Genomic DNA, 16781 nt, shown 5'->3' on the forward strand with positions numbered 1-16781 from the left:
ACTAACGTCCGTAGCCCTCCGAGCGCTGGTGATCATTTTTACTGCTCACTGATGCTCGTCCACTAGATTGTTTTGCATTAGTTGGATTATTCAGCACTCTACTAACAGAATCCCTTAATCTTACTTTGTCAGTTTCTGTCTGTTTATTCAAAGTAGAAATGGAAGATATACTCGTCCGAGCTGATTCTTGTTCTTGCGTTTTTTGGCTCGTCTGCGTTTTCTGTTTTTCAGCTGTTTGCTTTTCATTGTCTATCTGAGCCACTCGTGCTACTCGCGTATTAAAGTCAGGGGTAAGAGAGTGGTGCTGTCCTAGTTCTTGCACTTTAGCTGAGCGTTCGGTAAATAACTGTTCACGCTTCGCATTTTCTCGATTAGCTAATCGATTTTGCAGGGGTTTCAATAAGTATTTATCAGCAACCCACACACCTAGCAACGTAAAAAGGGCAGGAACTGCTATAGCTGCTACTGAAGCAATAAGTGTACCAGAAATCGCTGGAAGTGCTGCGGTTAACAGTAAAGGTAAGCCGAAAGTAGCTAACCCAACAAATAGGGCGACTCCAATTAACGTTTTCACTTTATTTCTCCATAAACGTTTGGCGAAATTGGTTGTCGTCATCAATGCCGCATTTTTTACTCGAGTAGCAAACGGCAACCGCTGTCCGTTAGCATCCAACCCTTTTTTCAGATTTTGGTTTTCTTCTGATGAACGCTTTTCAGAATGGGCAATATCGAATGTTTCTTTTATTTTCTTTCCGATTGGAACAAAGGTTTTAGCGTTAAGATTACTTAATTTTTCCTTACCAAATTTATATGGTCTAGCCACTACTTTACCGACTGGTTTTAAAGGTCGACCAATTGTTCTAGCTGTCGAGCGCACAGATTTTCCGATGGATTTAAAAGGTCTAGCAATTGTTTTTGAACCTTTTTCTAGCGCTGCCACTGTCTTAGGAAATCTCTCCTTAGCAAATCGTTGGACTCTCTTGGAAGTACGTGGAATGATTTTAGGTACGGCATTTACTAAGCGTTGACCGACATAACTACCAATAATCACGCCTCTTAACCAGTTGACTACAGCGGATCCATGTAATAATTGTGTGCCAGTAGGCATTAGCGGAAGAGCGCCAGCCATCGCACTAAAAAACGCCATCGGTGCAACCCACAGTACTTGTCTTGCTAAAAACAAATAAAATGAAGGGCGGGTCAGCACCTGATACCATTTCTTTTTAAGATCTTTATAAGTAATTTCTTTTAACTCTTCGGCTTTTCCTTTCAATTCTGCCGTATCTTGCTTAACATTTTCGAGTTCCTTAGCTAGCACCTGAGGATCCTTTGGCTGTATCTCTTCTAAAAATTCAGCTAATTTTTTTTCATCGCCAAGAATTGTCTTTAAACCTTCACATAGTGTTTTATTTTTAGTAAGATCGATTTCTATCTTAGATCTTGCTGCTTTAGACTTCTTCGATTGATCAAGGAAAAAATTATTGTACGGTCCATATTTTTTTAATTCTTCATCGTGCTTTATCTTTTGTTCGACAAACGCGACCTGAGATCGTAATCTTTCTACGTATGCTAACTTTAGATCTTCAACCGAAACTGATTTTTTCACACTATCTGTTTCATCTAATGTACTGTTGACGTTTTCCGGCATAGAAGTTTGGTTCATGTCACCTTCTGATACTGAACGTAAATCTGAAGAATCCTTTGGTAGTGGAACTTGATTTGTAAAATTATTTATTTCTGAATCGCTATTGGGTGTAGACGGTTGGTCTAAGGAATCTCCTGGTGTTAAAACTTGGTTTGTAAAACTGCTTAATTCTGGAAATTTATTGAGTTCAGCAGTTTGATTTGTAATTTCCTTTGATAAACTAACTTTACCATTAACATAACGCAATTTAACTCTTGGTATAAGAATTCGGTCAAATTGGTCAAAACTGTGACTTGGTATAGCCTGTTCCGTCATTACTCCGGGAGCCGAATTTCTACGAACTAACTTGTCATGATTTTTTAAATCTTGAGTTGTAGATAATGATGATAGTATACGTTCTGAATTGCTTCGTTTTAAGTTTGAAGCAGGTGATTGATCTAAGGAATCTCCTGGTGTTAGAACTCGTTTTGTAAAACTGCTTAATTCTGGAAATTTATTGAGTTCAGCAGTTTGATTTGTAAATTTCCTTGGTAAACTAACTTGACCATTAACATAACTTTGACCATTAACGTAACGCAATTTAACTCTTGGTATAAAAATTCGGTCAAATTGGTCAAAACTGTGACTTGGTATAGCCTGTTCCGTCATTACTCCGGGAGCCGGATCTCTACGAACTAACTTGTCATGAGTTTTTAAATCTTGAGTTGTAGATAATGATGATAGTACACGTTCTGAATTGCTTCGTTTTAAGTTTGAAGGAGGTATCTTCCAAAGTTCACGCAATGAAGTGGCATATTCAAACTCTTGAATTTTTTGAGATATACTTGTTGTTCGTTTGTCAGATGGCGTAGTGAGTTCTGGTGCACTATTTCGGCGACCTTTATCTGTTTGTTCTCTATGTACTTCATGTAATGTGTGACTAACTGATCTAGATCTTGCTATTCTATTTGGTCTACGCTCCTCTTGTTGGCTAAGTCCATGAATAAAATTTGCTTTAGGACCTTTCCGGAGCACGAGGGAGTCTTTTTCTTCTATATTATTAAATTTATGGATTAGATTTTTCACATGGCCAGGGCCAGGGCCAGGTCTATCATTTGCCGAATCCTTTTCTGATACACTATTTGCGAGGCTATTAGTAGCTTGAATTTCAGGCTTAGCTTGCTTTCGCAAATCGTCTTCTGATCGATTGAAAGAATTATTCGTTTGCTGCTTGTTTCCTTGTGGTAGATTACTTCCATTTTTATTAGGTGTTTTTACTGATACTGTTTGGTCGGGTTTTGACTCTCCATTCTTTTCAAACGTCGAAACTATTTCTGATACATTACTTAGGCGATTGATAGATTTAGATTTAGTTTCAGGTTTTGCTTGATCTCGCAAATCGACTTCTGATTCATTGAGAGAATGATTCGTTTGCTGCTCGTGCTCTTTTGATAGATTACTATTACTTAGGCGATTGATAGGTTCAGGTTCAGGTTTTGCTTGTTCTCGTAAATCGTCTTCTGATCGATTGAAAGAATTATTCGTTTGCTGCTTATTTCCGTTTGGGTTAGACACTTCTTGTTGGCTATGTCCTTGAGCGAATGTTATTCTAGGACCTTTCTGAAGCTCGTGAGAGTCTTTTTTTTCGCTATTAAATTTATCGATTAGCCCTCGCACATCGCCACTGTAAGGTCTAGCATTTGCCGAATCCTTTTCTGATGCACCATTTGGGAGACTATTAGTAGCTTGAATTTCAGGCTTAGCTTGTTTTCGCAAAACGTCTTCTGATTCATCGAGAGAATGATTCGTTTGCTGCTCGTGCTCTTTTGATAGATTACTATTACTTAGGCGATTGATAGGTTCAGGTTTTACTTGATCTCGCAAATCGTCTTCTGATCGATTAAAAGAATTATTCGTTTGCTGCTTATTTCCGTTTGGGTTAGACACTTCTTGTTGGCTATGTCCTTGAGCGAATGTTATTCTAGGACCTTTCTGGAGCTCGGGAGAGGTTTCTTTGTTGCTATTAAATTGATTGATTATACTTTGCACATCGCCACTGACAGGTCTATTATTTGCCGAATCCTTTTCTGATGCACCATTTGGGAGACTATTAGTAGCTTGAATTTCAGGCTTAGCTTGCTTTCGCAAACCAACTTCTGATTCATCGAGAGAATGATTCGTTTGCTGCTCGTGCTCTTTTGATAGATTACTATTACTTAGGCGATTGATAGATTTAGGTTCAGGTTCAGGTTTTACTTGTTCTCGTAAATCGTCTTCTGATCGATTGAAAGAATTATTCGTTTGTTGCTTGTTTCTGTTTGGTTTAGACACTTCTTGTTGGTCTTGTTGGCTAAGTCCTTGATTGAATTTTATTCTAGGACCTGGCTGGAGCTCGTGAGAGGTTTCTTTGTTGCTATTAAATTGTTTGATTATACTTTGCACATCGCCACTGACAGGTCTATTATTTGCCGAATCCTTTTCTGATGCACCTTTTGGAAGACTATTAGTAGTTTGAGTTTCAAGTTTAGCTTGGTTTCGCAAACCAACTTCTGGTTCATCGAGAGAATGATTCGTTTGTTGCTTGTTTCCTTGTGGTAGATTACTTCCATTTTTATTAGGTGTTTTTACTGATACTGTTTGGTCGGGTTTTGACTCTCCATTCTTTTCAAACGCTACAACCCTTTCTGATACATTCATTTGGTCTTGATTTTGTTCTAATACACTCCCCCTATCCTGTCTTTTTTTCCTCCTTATAGTGGCTGTCTCTACGAGAACTTTTTTCGCCTTGTCCTTTCTGTTTTCTACTTCCTCTTTCGTAATATCAACTGCAGTAGCTTTTGCATACATCTCTTCCAAAGTATCCGTTTTTATTATTTCAAAATTCTCAGTTCTCATGAATTCTTTAACAAGCTTCTTAATTTTATCAACAATCTTAGCGTCTGTTATTGTTTGGCCTCTAACCTTATCTGGCGCATTTGGCAGATCTAGCGTATTTGGCGTATTTGACATCTCATGCATCATTTTTTGATTTTTCTGACTAACATTATTTAATTCATTTAATTTTTTGTTACAATCTGCTACTTCGTTTCGTTTGTGCTGCTTAAGCCCAGTAAGTTGTTGTTTCGATTGACTGATCTGACTAGCTAATATTTCGGCCAGATCTTTATTCTCAAAGTACTTCGTTTTTTCATCTATTGCGATGGCTCCAAGATAATCATTACTTTCATGACTATTATTAGATAAAAAAACGTCCTTTGTTTCTAATTTTTCTATTGTGGCCTTATACCTTTCATGCTTTACGATCTTCGTTTCTTGTTCCTTTTCTAATACATTAATTTTTTGTTGAAGTTGCTCCCCGCTGATTTTTCCCTCGGCGTGTTCGATTCTTGCTTCATACTCAGTTTTTTCACTTTGTAATTCAAACACTTTACGATCCCCAGCCATCCGTCGAAGTACTTCAAATTTAAAGTCATCTAACATATCTTGCACTTTTAAAAGTGCAGTCTTTTCTCCATTATTCTCTTGGATTGGCTTTTCACAAAGAGTAAAGACATTTTCTTTTTTGACAGAAAACGACGATGCTTCTTTGATAAACTCTGACTTTAAATTAGATTTATTTTGCCATTCACCGGTTTCGTTCTCCAATATATTCTTTCTTACCAAGTAGTTCATTCCTCCTCCATCCTTCTTGGATCATTCTACTAGATCTATTCTAATTGCATAATAGCGCAATTTATTAAATCTGATGTGCAATTTCACTACGACCGTTGTTTATTTGGAAACCATTTGTTAGACTATTTTTAATATCTATACTGGTTTTTACTGCTCCCGTAGTGGCATCTTTCATACGCTTTTTGTCATCTACTTGTTTATCTGATACTCCCACAGGATTTTGTTGTTGCGCCACTGTCCAAATTGGTTGTAATTTTGAAACTTGTTTATCAATTGGTTGTAATTCTGGAACTTGTTCATCTTTAAGTAATGGGACCTTATCTGTTTCTTGGCTTAGGTCTTGTTTTTCTTTGGCCAATGCCTTTCTTTCTTGCCGTTTATTCCATTTTTTCTTAAGAACTTTATATCCTTTTCGAAGGTTAACCCCAGTCCATTTTACTGCTATCCAAAGCTTATCCCCAGTCCACTTCGCTACTTCCCAAGTCAATTTTAATAATTTCACAGTCAAAAATCCCAAGCCCCCAAATAGACAGCATAAAAGAAACAACATACTACGATCTTCAGAATCCATCACTTTTTCCTCCTTTAAATTTTTTTATTTTTTTGTTTATTTTAATCATACCTGACTTTCTAGCTGGCTCCATCCTATTTTTTCCAAAAAATAAAAAAAGATGGCACTCGTAAAAGTTGTCCTTAGGAAGAATATAAACACGCCTCAAAATTCGACCAAAAAATTGGCGTTGGCACTTTTGAAATTTTTAAAATATCCGCATTGATTCGTTCAAAATTTAGGGAGAGATCTGTTAGTATCAAGTCATATTGATTCAACACCTGGTAATCAATTGAAAAGACATCTTGTTCATAAATATCAATCTGCTTAAAAAAAGGATACTTGTTTAAAATAATATTTTTATAAAGTAAAGCGACACCAATTTCCTGTGTACTTAAAACCAGAATCGACTTTTCTTTCACTTGTGGTTCGATCATATGTACTAATTGATTGGAAGAAATAAGTAATTCCAAAAATAAGTCTTTATGTAATAATTCACTTTTTTCAATAAAGCTCAGTTCTGCAACTTCTAGCGAATGATGATACGCTTGCCAAATCTTAGGATTGTTTTGCATCACTTTTTGATAAAATATATCCGCATAACTGACTTTAAAGATCATTAATTCTTTATAAAAATTGATAAAGTCAGATAAGTAGTCGATTGTCCTTTTACTGACCGATCCTTCAATATTAAGTAAATAATAAAAATGAGTAAGAAAAGTTTCAATTTTCTTAGGCATGATTGTCTGGCGATTAGTATCTGTTGTAAAGAGCAAACCGAAATAGGAACTTAAGACATTTGCTACATTATTTCTAGTTACATTAAACTTATATTTTTGACTCATCAACGTTGTAAAGACTGTATCTTTTTGAATTACTGTTAAAAGCTCAGTGACAACCATTTCTTTATTCTCCAACTCATCTTCCGGTACAAAGTGTTTGTGACCTATACGAATGATCGAAAGAAAAATGTAATACACCGAATAAATAATTTTAGGAGCACTAGCCGTTTTATTTTGTGCTTTGAGACACCTACGTATTAATTGATAGATAGAATCAAAATAAGCAAACTCTTGTATTCGATACATCTCTTTAAACATACATGCAAATAAACGTCTAATTTCCGTTTCATTGCCAACTACCATTAATTTTGCTTGTAAATCGATCTGAATATTTATGGTCTCTGTATAAAAATAATTGTTTATTTTTGACACAATCCTGCGAATACTTGTTTTACTCAAAAATAAAGATTGAGAAATTTCAGTTAGTGTTGGTTCGTATATGACTATGTATTTTAGTATTTTGACATTAATTGAATTATTCAGTATTTTTACAAAAATATCATCTAAATTGACATTGTTCGGTATCGTCAAACTCACTTCTTTGTGATTATTTACCTCAATATGAACAGGAAAGTAGGAATCATTGAAGTGTTCAATATCAGCAATTAGTGTTTTATCGGTAATTGTCAGCTTCCTTGCTAGTTTGTTAAGATTGGAAGACCTAGTATTTAACAAATAAAGTAAGGTAACTTGCCTTTCTAATTGCTTTTCAAGTAACCCCATAAGTACAAAACTCCCTTCTATTAAACATCATGTAAGAGTATCGTACAGTCAATTCCTTTAATTTCCCGTATGTTTTTTTCTAGTTTTAGAAATTTAAGTTCTCAAAAATATTTGAATTGTGTTAAAATATAAAATTTAAAAATCCACTCATATAGAATATATCTATTCCATTTTTAAATAACAATAACTAAATACAATAATAACCAATGTAACAAATAACCATGAACGATTTACTATAAAGTTAATAAAAAACAAGTATAGAAATTTATAAAAAAAACACTAACATAACAAAAATATATGATAAAATAATTTATATACCATAAGAGAAAGGTGGGAGGAAGCGATTTCTAAGATTTTGAAATCCAAAATGATGATGAAAGAACTTAATATACTGGAAAAAACTTCAGAAAGACAAGTCAAGTTAGCATTACTTCTGGGTATGTCATCAATTGAGTGCAACACGCTAACAAAGCAATTAAATGTGACAAAAAAAACATTATTAAGTGACATTGTTTTTTTTAACCACACCTATTCACCTGTTGTCGTTAAAATTGATCAATATCAAAACATAACATTAAAAATGCCTAATGATATGAATCTGGAAGACTTAATCAAAAAAATACTAAATCATTCTACGAACGTTCAAATCTTAAAAACGATTTTTATCAATGAACCTGTTTTGTCAAAACTCGCTGAAACATTATTTTTAAGTGAAACCAGTATTCGGCGAATTATTTTTAAAATCAATGAATATTTTTCTGAAAGAAACTGGCCAATCATGATCAAAGTTGCTTCTCAGTTACAAATTACAGGTGACGAAAGTTTTATACGGCATTTTTTTTGTAGCATGTTTCGTGAAATTTATACCCCGCAGCAACTACCACATTTTGACTATATATTTGACTTGTTACAACGTTATCATAATAAAAACCATACGTTTTCTTCAGTAAGTACATATAAGTTAATTTTAAATAGTTATTATTTTTATACGTCCATTATTCGTATCGGACAACGACACATAATTGATTACCCTTTAAAAAAAGAAACCGAAAGTGAACGATTATTTTTTGACTTATTGACAAAAAGTACCGTTCTTTGTTCGATCATTGAAAAGAAATATAATTTTAGTATTACAAAGTCAAATGTCCATAACCTATTAAGTTCATATAGTCATTTATATTTTTTTAATTCAAAAAATGATGAATTAATGGAGCAAAAGAAATTACAAAATTTAGTTCATAGTTTTTATCATTATATGGGCATAGATATTACCTTATCTCCTAATGACATACAAAGACTAAATGACTTTATCCATTTTAATGAACGATTGCAATCCTTTAAGACGACATACATAGATCTTTTATCACAAACATTTATCAAAGAATCAGAAAAACTATTATCAGCTTATGAAAATTCAATCGAACAAGCCGGTTTGACTGAAATCAAAGAAAACCAATTGCTTTATGAAGAATTATTTTTAGAACTGATTACATTATCTCCACAATTATTATCAACACTCCTTCCTTATAAAAAACATTTATCCATCGTCATTGTTTCTTATCAGGAAGAACGGATTTTATCTTTCTATAAACAACTGCTGTTAAAAAAATTTCCGTCGTTATATAAAATTGATATGTATCAAGAAAATATTTTCTCTGTTGATTATGTGAAAATCAATCAATATGACCTAATTTTAACTGATATCGAGCTAAATCAAACGAAGATCTCGACTAATATGTTAAAAATATCAAAAATTCCCACTTCTGCTTTTTGGAGCAACCTAAAAGAACTTCTTTATGCATAAGGGAGTTACATCATTGCTCGTTCAACTGTCTATCGGTATCACAGCATAAAACTATAGTGCGACCTGAAGTTAGTCTAAAAACTAACTTTGGACTCGCACTATAGTTATACTTTCTATCGCATAGTAACAAACTCTTCTGCACCAGTTGGATGGATAGCGACCGTATCATCAAAATCTGCTTTTGTCGCGCCCATTTTAATTGCAACAGCAAAGCCTTGTAACATTTCATCGACACCAATACCAATTGCATGTAAGCCAATGATTTTTTCTTCTTCTCCTACGCAAATCAATTTCATCTCACATTTTTGTCGATAGTCATTCAATGCAAAATACATAGGTGTAAATCGTGAACGATAAACTTTGATCTGATCACTTCCATAGGTAGCCAATGCTTCATCTTCTGTTACACCGATCGTTGCAATCGGTGGATGGGTAAATACAACTGTTGGTACTAAGTGATAGTCTAGATAAGAATTTTCTTTCCCATTAAATAGCCGTTCAGATAAACGTCGACCTGCAGCAATTGCCACTGGTGTCAAATCAATTTTACCGATCACATCTCCCACCGCAAAAATATGTGGATCTGTGGTATTTTGATATTTATCAACTTTTATAAAACCACGTTCATCTAATTTTACTTGGGTATTTTCTAATCCTAATTGATCGGTATTAGGCACTCGACCACCTGCAAACAATACACAATCACCAGAGAGTCGTTCACCATTTTCAAATACAACTGTATACTCATTGTCGTTTTTGATGATTTCTTCAGCTATATGTCCAGCGTAAGTTTTGATCCCAGCTTCTTGATACATCTCAACTAAGTTATCAGATAGCATTTTATCAAAAGTTCGTAATGGACGTTCTTTTCGATACGCCCACATTACCTCACTACCTAGCCCGTGTAAAACACCAGAAAGTTCTGCGGCAATATAACCTGCTCCTAAAACAATTGTCCGTTTTGGCAATTCTGTCATCTCAAAGAAGCCATTTGAATCAATTGCATATTCGCCACCAGGGATCGTCATTTTGCTAGGCTTACCACCAGTTGCAATCAGAATTTTTGTTGCTTGATAGGTTTCCCCATTTACTTCCACGGTTTGACTGTCTATAAAGGTAGCATATCCTTTAATTGCATCCACTTGATTACTATCCAAGCCACGTTGATACGCACCATGTAAAAAGTCAATATATTTCTCACGCTTTTCAACTAACTCTTTAAAATCTACTTTTTTTACATCTGCTTGAATCCCATAACTTGAAGCATCTCGTTCCATTGTTTCTAAAATCGTGCTGGCTTGCCACATCACCTTTTTGGGTACACAACCAACATTCACACAAGTCCCACCAAGTTCATTTCCTTCAATTAATAAAACTTTTGCACCGTGCATTCCGGCACGATTCGCAGAGGCGATCCCTCCAGAACCACCACCGACAACTATATAATCATACGTTTTCATGCTATGCCTCCTAATTTAAGAAGATGCTTGCTTTTCTTCTTACTTTGGATAAATTTTCAAGAAAAATTTCTTCTCTACTCTTTTTGTCCTTACAAAAAATAAGTTTAACACGTTTAAACAGATAATATAACTTTGATGCTTTATTTTTATTCGATTGATTAGCGTATGCTTTTATTTTCTTTTCCGAATCATATCTCCTGGTTTTACAGGTTGTGTCACTGGCATAGTTAAAATCATCATCGGATTTGGTGCCCGATCAATGGATTCATCTTCTTCATTGTACATTACCTCAACCGTTTGGCTAAAATGAGTGAATCCTGGACCATAAAATTCGATCTCATCTCCCACAGAGAATAGATTTCGTTGACGGATCGTTGCAATTTTGGTTTTTTCATCATAAGACATTACTTCACCTACAAATTTATAAACAGGGATCTTACGACGTTCCCCAAATAATTGTTCATTTTCTGTTGGTGTATTGTAATAAAATCCTGTAGCAAGTTCCCGTTGTGCCACTTTCCATAACTCATCAATCCACTCTTGCTTGCAGACATAATTTTCAGGGTCTTCCATATAACTGTCGACCGCAGCTTTATAAACATTAGAAACTGTAGATACATAGTGAATTGATTTCATTCTTCCTTCAATCTTAAAGCTATCTACCCCATTTTCAATCAATTCCGGGATATGCTCGATCATCGACATATCTACTGCACTCATTGAAAATTCTTCTTCTATTTCGCCGTTTTCTGTCAGATGATTTCTTTCTTGGCCAAAAGGCATATCAAATAATCCATATTTCCAACGACAAGATTGTGAACAGCCCCCACGATTAGCATCACGCATTGACATGTGATTAGATAAGGTACAACGGCCAGAATAAGAAATACACATCGCACCATGGATAAAGGCTTCAATTTCCACATCCGTATTTTTACGAATCTCAGCCACTTCTTCCATAGAAACTTCACGAGCTAAAACGACACGCTCTAATCCTTCTTCTTTCCAAAATTCAAGAGTTTCAAAGTTAGTGGCAGATGCTTGTGTCGATAAATGGATCGGTAAGCCCGGTGCTTCTGTCGCACATATTTCAATCAGCGCTGGATCTGAAACAATTACGGCAGAAATTCCGACATCACGTAATTGACGGAAAAATTCCCCAGCACCTTCTTCATTTCCTTCATGTGTCACCATATTTGCAGCAACATATACTTTTGCATTATGTGCTTTTGCAAAAGCTACGCCTTCAGCCATTTCTTCATAGGTAAAGTTACCTGCGCGACTTCTTAGTCCATAAGCATTTCCGCCAATATAGACTGCATCTGCGCCATAATGAATCGCTGTCTTTAATTTTTCAAGTGTCCCAGCTGGAGCTAAGACTTCGGGTCGTTTCAATTTTCTTTTTGTTGTCATTTTTTCTCGTCATACTCCTTACTTGATGGCTTCAGGATCAATATAGAAGAAGCCAGTATCTAATTCACGATTTTGAGGATGTAATTCACTTATCTTTTTGCTTAATATTTCAGCACTTTCCTCATTCCAAGTACCTGCAAGGATTTGTTCTTTCGCTTCCACAAATGCTTTGGTAATTTTTACAAAATTTTCTCCTGGGGTAAATAAACCATCAAGTTTCCATGTACGGAACTGATGTTGATACAATAACCCTAATTCTTTTGTCAGGTTGATGTCATTGCTGGCAAAAATATGGGTCCCATGAGTGTCTTCATAGATGGAATAATGTGTGTCGTCTTTCTTAGGTTCTGAAATAAACAATCCCCGATCACGATCTACTCGCTCTTCTTGTTTGGTAAAATGATAATAATTTTGCAATAAAGGACGTTTTGATTGATGAATGCAAGTAGCACCATACACTAGAATTTCTACCGGAACATTTAGTTTTTCTTCCATGGCTTTCATTTCTTCAAAAGGAACTTCTCTAGCTAAAACAGCTCCAACAGCTCCTCTTTTCGCCCAAAAATTGATTTGTCTAGCACTAGTAACTAACGTTTCTGCATCAAAAATGTAGGGAATACGCCATTCTGGATGTTTCTTCATGGTGTATATGATACCTGTATCACCTACTGTCAGTTGATCTACCTCAATTTCTTTCAGGAATTGTAGATATTCAGGTACTTTTTTCATTTTTTCAGGATGAATAATCCCATTCATCGCAATATTTACTTTTTTACCATATGTGTGCGCCAATTCAACTAATTGACGTTGTTCTTCTCTTGTAAACGACGCAGGTAATCGCAAACCAAATAGTTCCTCGCCAAAATACAAAGTATCTGTTCCTGCTTCAAGTAATTCTTTTGCTTGTTCAAAAGTTTCTACCGTAGTTATGATTTCGATCATCATTTCCTCCTCCTACAACTCCATAATAGTAGCATAGCTTAAAAAAGTTGCCAACACTTCTTACATTTATTGGTGGATTTTTGAATTTAAATTCACAAGAAAAAAAGTAAAAAAAATAAAAAAGTGAGAGCCTTTTGCCCATAACCTTCAATCGTTATGTGGAACAAAATTCTCTCACTTCTTTTTTAACTCCTATGATTCAACTACATACTTTTTTGGAAGACGTACATTCAAAGTGATTTTTCCTTTGGAGGCTCCCACTGTCACTTGATCGCCTAAATGGATTTCTCCACCTAATAATGCTTCACTTAAGCGATCTTCTATTTCTTTTTGCAACGCCCTTCGTATTGGACGAGCGCCATATTCAGGATCAAAACCAGCTTTTCCGATCACATCTATTGCTGCCGGAGTGATCTTCACTTGGATATCCTGTTCTTTCAAACGTTTGACGATTGCTCGACTCATAATTTGAACAATGGAGTGGATTTCATCCTTGCTTAATGAATGGAAGACAACTGTTTCATCTATCCGGTTCAAGAACTCTGGACGGAATGTTTTCTTTAATTCTTCTAAAATACGCTTTTGCATGGCTTTATGATCTTTGGTAATGTCTTGGACATTGAAGCCAACGTTTTTTTCTTCTCGAATTTGGGTTGCACCAATATTGGAAGTCATGATCATGATCGTATTTCTAAAATCAACTTTCCGACCTTTAGAGTCTGTTAAATGGCCATCGTCTAGTACTTGTAATAACAGATTAAATACATCTGGATGGGCTTTTTCTACTTCATCTAATAAGATGACAGAGTAGGGCTTTTGTCGAATTTTTTCTGTTAATTGTCCACCTTCATCATACCCAACATAGCCCGGAGGTGACCCAATCAACCGACTCGTGCTGTATTTTTCCATAAATTCAGACATATCAACCCGAATCAAGGAATTCTCGTCCCTAAACATCACTTCCGATAAAGCTTTGGCAAGTTCCGTTTTACCAACTCCTGTAGGTCCTAAGAACATAAAGGAGCCAATTGGTCGATTTGGATCTTTTAACCCACTACGAGCCCGACGAATTGCTCTTGATACTGCTTTGACTGCTTCATCTTGTCCAACAACACGTTCATGTAAAAGTGCTTCTAATTCCAATAAACGCTGACTTTCTTTCTTTTCCAGTTGTTGTAATGGAACACCTGTCCATTCAGAAACGACTGTGGCTACATCTTCTTCAGTCACACGATCAGCATAACCATTTTCCTGCTTTTCTTCTAGTATCAATAGTTTTACTAATTTTTTGTGTAATGCTTTTTCTTGTCTTCGCAATTGTGCTGCTATTTCAAAGTCTTGTTTTTGGATTGCTCGTTCTTTTTCTTTGACTAATTGTTCGATTTCCAACTTAATTACTGTAGATTCCGAAAGATCATCTGTTTGATCTAAGCGTACCTTAGCAGCTGACTCATCAATCAAATCGATTGCTTTGTCAGGTAATTGACGAGAAGTGATATAGCGTACAGAAAGATGAACCGCAGCTCTTATCGCATCATCAGTGATTTCTACACCATGATGCTCTTCATATCTTGAACGAAGACCACGTAAAATCTCTTCTGCTTCTTCAGGTGTCGGTTCATCTACTTGAATTCGAGCAAAGCGTCGTTCAAGGGCAGAATCTTTTTCAATATACTTTTGATATTCATCTAACGTTGTAGCACCAATTGTCTGTAATTCTCCACGAGCTAAAGCAGGTTTCAAAATATTAGATGCATCAATTGCCCCTTCTGCACCACCGGCACCGATCAAGGTATGCAACTCATCAATAAATAAAATGACTTGACCGTCGTTATAGATTTCGTCAATCACCTTTTTCATACGGTCTTCAAATTCTCCACGGTATTTTGTTCCCGCTACTAAAGACCCCATGTCTAACATCATCAAGCGTTTTTCTTGCATCTCATCAGGAACTTCACCCATCACGATTTTTTGGGCTAAACCTTCAGCAATCGCTGTCTTACCAACACCAGGTTCCCCTACTAATACAGGATTGTTTTTAGTTCGGCGACTAAGTATTTGAATCAAGCGTTTTACTTCTCTTGAACGCCCAACAACTGGGTCAAGTTTTCCGTCTCTCGCTAACTTCGTCAAATCTCTTGCTAAAGAATCTAACGTTGGAGTACCTTTTACCATTTGACGCTTTTCTTGTGGGTTTTTACGACGGATACTATTATTACGACTATCATTTTTTATGCCCATTTTTTGTTTCAAAGATTGTCGGACTTTCGTTAAACTGATTCCCAAATTGATCATCATCCGAGTAGCCATGATACTTTCATCTCTTAGCATACTCAATAAGATATGTTCCGTTCCCACTTTTTGAGCACCCATTTTTCTTACTTCACTATTTGCCAATGCAAAAATTTGTTTCATGCGTGGCGAATAAGGTAAAAAGGTTCCTTGAGGATATGAAGTCATTGTACCGTAGCCAATCAAATGCTCAATCTCTTCGTAGATGTCTGTTTCAGTTAATCCAACTTCACGTAGTACTTTCCCAGCAATTCCATTCGGTTCAATAACCAATGACAACAAAATATGCTCAGAACTAACAGACTGATGCTTAAACTTTTTTGCTTCATCTTGTGCAATTTCTAATACTAATTGTGCTTTTTGCGTAAAAAGTTCTTCCATTCATCTTCACTTCCCATCTTCATAGCTTAATCGTTCAAGAAATGCTCGAAGAATTCGAGCACGAACATAATCTTCTAGCCCACCATCTACATTCAGTGTATTTTTGGCAATTGCGCTCAGCATTAAATTGCCTTCTTTTTTAGTAACAATTTGATCCTCATATAATTTTTGGATGATTGCAAAAGCATTTTTTTCACTAATCGTTTCATTGAATAGCTGATTCACTTGTTCCAACATATGCCTTTTATCAGAAATTCTTACTTTGGCAATCCGTATGTAGCCACCACCGCCACGTTTACTCTCAACTAAATAACCTCGCTGAATCGTAAAACGAGTATTAATCACATAATTAATTTGAGAAGGTACACAATTAAAGAGGTCGGCCAGTTCAATCCTGCGAATCTCAATCATTTCATTCTTTTCTAAAAACTTTTTTATATATGATTCAATTAAATCCGAGGTATTCTGATGCGCCATCTTACTCATTCCTTTGACTAATATTGACCTTAATTATAGCGAATTTAATATCAGAAAGAAAGAAGAAAGACTTTTCCCTTAGAAATCATTAAAAATATAAAAAAATACGGAATGCAGGATTCCGTATTAACGCGCCCAAGAGGAGTCGAACCCCTAACCTTTTGATCCGTAGTCAAACACTCTATCCAGTTGAGCTATGGGCGCATATTCAGTTCATTCAAATTATAAAATACATTTCTAGAAAAATCAATAAAAATAAAAAATCGGGAAGACAGGATTCGAACCTGCGACCCCTTGGTCCCAAACCAAGTGCTCTACCAAGCTGAGCTACTTCCCGAAAATATAAAAAAGACTACGCGCCCAAGAGGAGTCGAACCCCTAACCTTTTGATCCGTAGTCAAACACTCTATCCAGTTGAGCTATGGGCGCATATTTGTAATGCCGAGGACCGGAATCGAACCGGTACGGTGATCACTCACCGCAGGATTTTAAGTCCTGTGCGTCTGCCAGTTCCGCCACCCCGGCGTTATTACTTTGGCAAAGCGGAAAACGGGGTTCGAACCCGCGACCCCCACCTTGGCAAGGTGGTGCTCTACCACTG

The 16781-nt window shown here is 35.9% G+C and carries 9 protein-coding genes and 5 tRNA genes (1 of these 14 cut by a window edge); 1 reads left to right on the top strand and 13 read right to left on the bottom strand.

Going from position 1 to position 16781, the window contains the following annotated elements; translation table 11 throughout:
* Nucleotide 1: 1 nt before the first annotated feature.
* The 3 genes from IGK81_RS12965 to IGK81_RS12975 all read right to left on the bottom strand — a co-directional run bounded on the left by IGK81_RS12965 (nt 2) and on the right by IGK81_RS12975 (nt 7411).
* A complete protein-coding gene (locus IGK81_RS12965) occupies nt 2–5296 on the bottom strand; it encodes a hypothetical protein (RefSeq protein ID WP_412003937.1) in 5295 nt (1764 codons plus the stop codon).
* A gap of 64 nt (nt 5297–5360) precedes the next feature.
* On the bottom strand, nt 5361–5867 hold the full coding sequence (locus IGK81_RS12970) for a hypothetical protein (protein WP_034700156.1): 507 nt from the start codon (nt 5865–5867) through the stop codon (nt 5361–5363).
* A 122-nt stretch (nt 5868–5989) separates the two neighbouring features.
* A complete protein-coding gene (locus IGK81_RS12975; RefSeq protein ID WP_010737210.1) occupies nt 5990–7411 on the bottom strand; it encodes a helix-turn-helix domain-containing protein in 1422 nt (473 codons plus the stop codon).
* A gap of 355 nt (nt 7412–7766) precedes the next feature.
* Between IGK81_RS12975 and IGK81_RS12980 the strand changes: the two genes are divergently transcribed.
* On the top strand, nt 7767–9215 hold the full coding sequence (locus IGK81_RS12980) for a helix-turn-helix domain-containing protein (RefSeq protein WP_232622387.1): 1449 nt from the start codon (nt 7767–7769) through the stop codon (nt 9213–9215).
* 113 nt (nt 9216–9328) lie between these two features.
* On the opposite strand, the gene gor is transcribed toward IGK81_RS12980, so the two are convergent.
* The 10 genes from gor to IGK81_RS13030 form a co-directional block, all read right to left on the bottom strand.
* Nucleotides 9329–10675, bottom strand: a complete 1347-nt coding sequence (gor, locus tag IGK81_RS12985; RefSeq protein ID WP_034700160.1) for a glutathione-disulfide reductase — start codon at nt 10673–10675, stop codon at nt 9329–9331.
* Nucleotides 10676–10846: 171 nt separating this feature from the next.
* Nucleotides 10847–12088 carry a peptidase U32 family protein gene (locus tag IGK81_RS12990; RefSeq protein ID WP_010720714.1) on the bottom strand — a complete coding sequence of 414 codons (1242 nt, stop codon included), beginning with the start codon at nt 12086–12088 and terminating at the stop codon, nt 10847–10849.
* An 18-nt stretch (nt 12089–12106) separates the two neighbouring features.
* On the bottom strand, nt 12107–13030 hold the full coding sequence (locus tag IGK81_RS12995; RefSeq protein WP_034700180.1) for a peptidase U32 family protein: 924 nt from the start codon (nt 13028–13030) through the stop codon (nt 12107–12109).
* 192 nt (nt 13031–13222) lie between these two features.
* On the bottom strand, nt 13223–15703 hold the full coding sequence (locus IGK81_RS13000) for an ATP-dependent Clp protease ATP-binding subunit (RefSeq protein WP_034700164.1): 2481 nt from the start codon (nt 15701–15703) through the stop codon (nt 13223–13225).
* Nucleotides 15704–15709: 6 nt separating this feature from the next.
* On the bottom strand, nt 15710–16180 hold the full coding sequence (locus IGK81_RS13005; RefSeq protein WP_034700167.1) for a CtsR family transcriptional regulator: 471 nt from the start codon (nt 16178–16180) through the stop codon (nt 15710–15712).
* Between the two features lie 130 nt (nt 16181–16310).
* Nucleotides 16311–16384: transfer RNA gene (locus IGK81_RS13010), tRNA-Arg, on the bottom strand.
* A 59-nt stretch (nt 16385–16443) separates the two neighbouring features.
* Nucleotides 16444–16517: transfer RNA gene (locus IGK81_RS13015), tRNA-Pro, on the bottom strand.
* An 18-nt stretch (nt 16518–16535) separates the two neighbouring features.
* Nucleotides 16536–16609, bottom strand: a tRNA-Arg gene (locus IGK81_RS13020).
* 10 nt (nt 16610–16619) lie between these two features.
* Nucleotides 16620–16705: transfer RNA gene (locus tag IGK81_RS13025), tRNA-Leu, on the bottom strand.
* Between the two features lie 16 nt (nt 16706–16721).
* Nucleotides 16722–16781, bottom strand: a tRNA-Gly gene (locus IGK81_RS13030) (it continues 12 nt past the right edge of the window).

The organism is Enterococcus sp. DIV0703, assembly GCF_051711065.1.
In the GTDB taxonomy this organism is placed as follows: Bacteria; Bacillota; Bacilli; order Lactobacillales; family Enterococcaceae; genus Enterococcus_B; species Enterococcus_B hirae.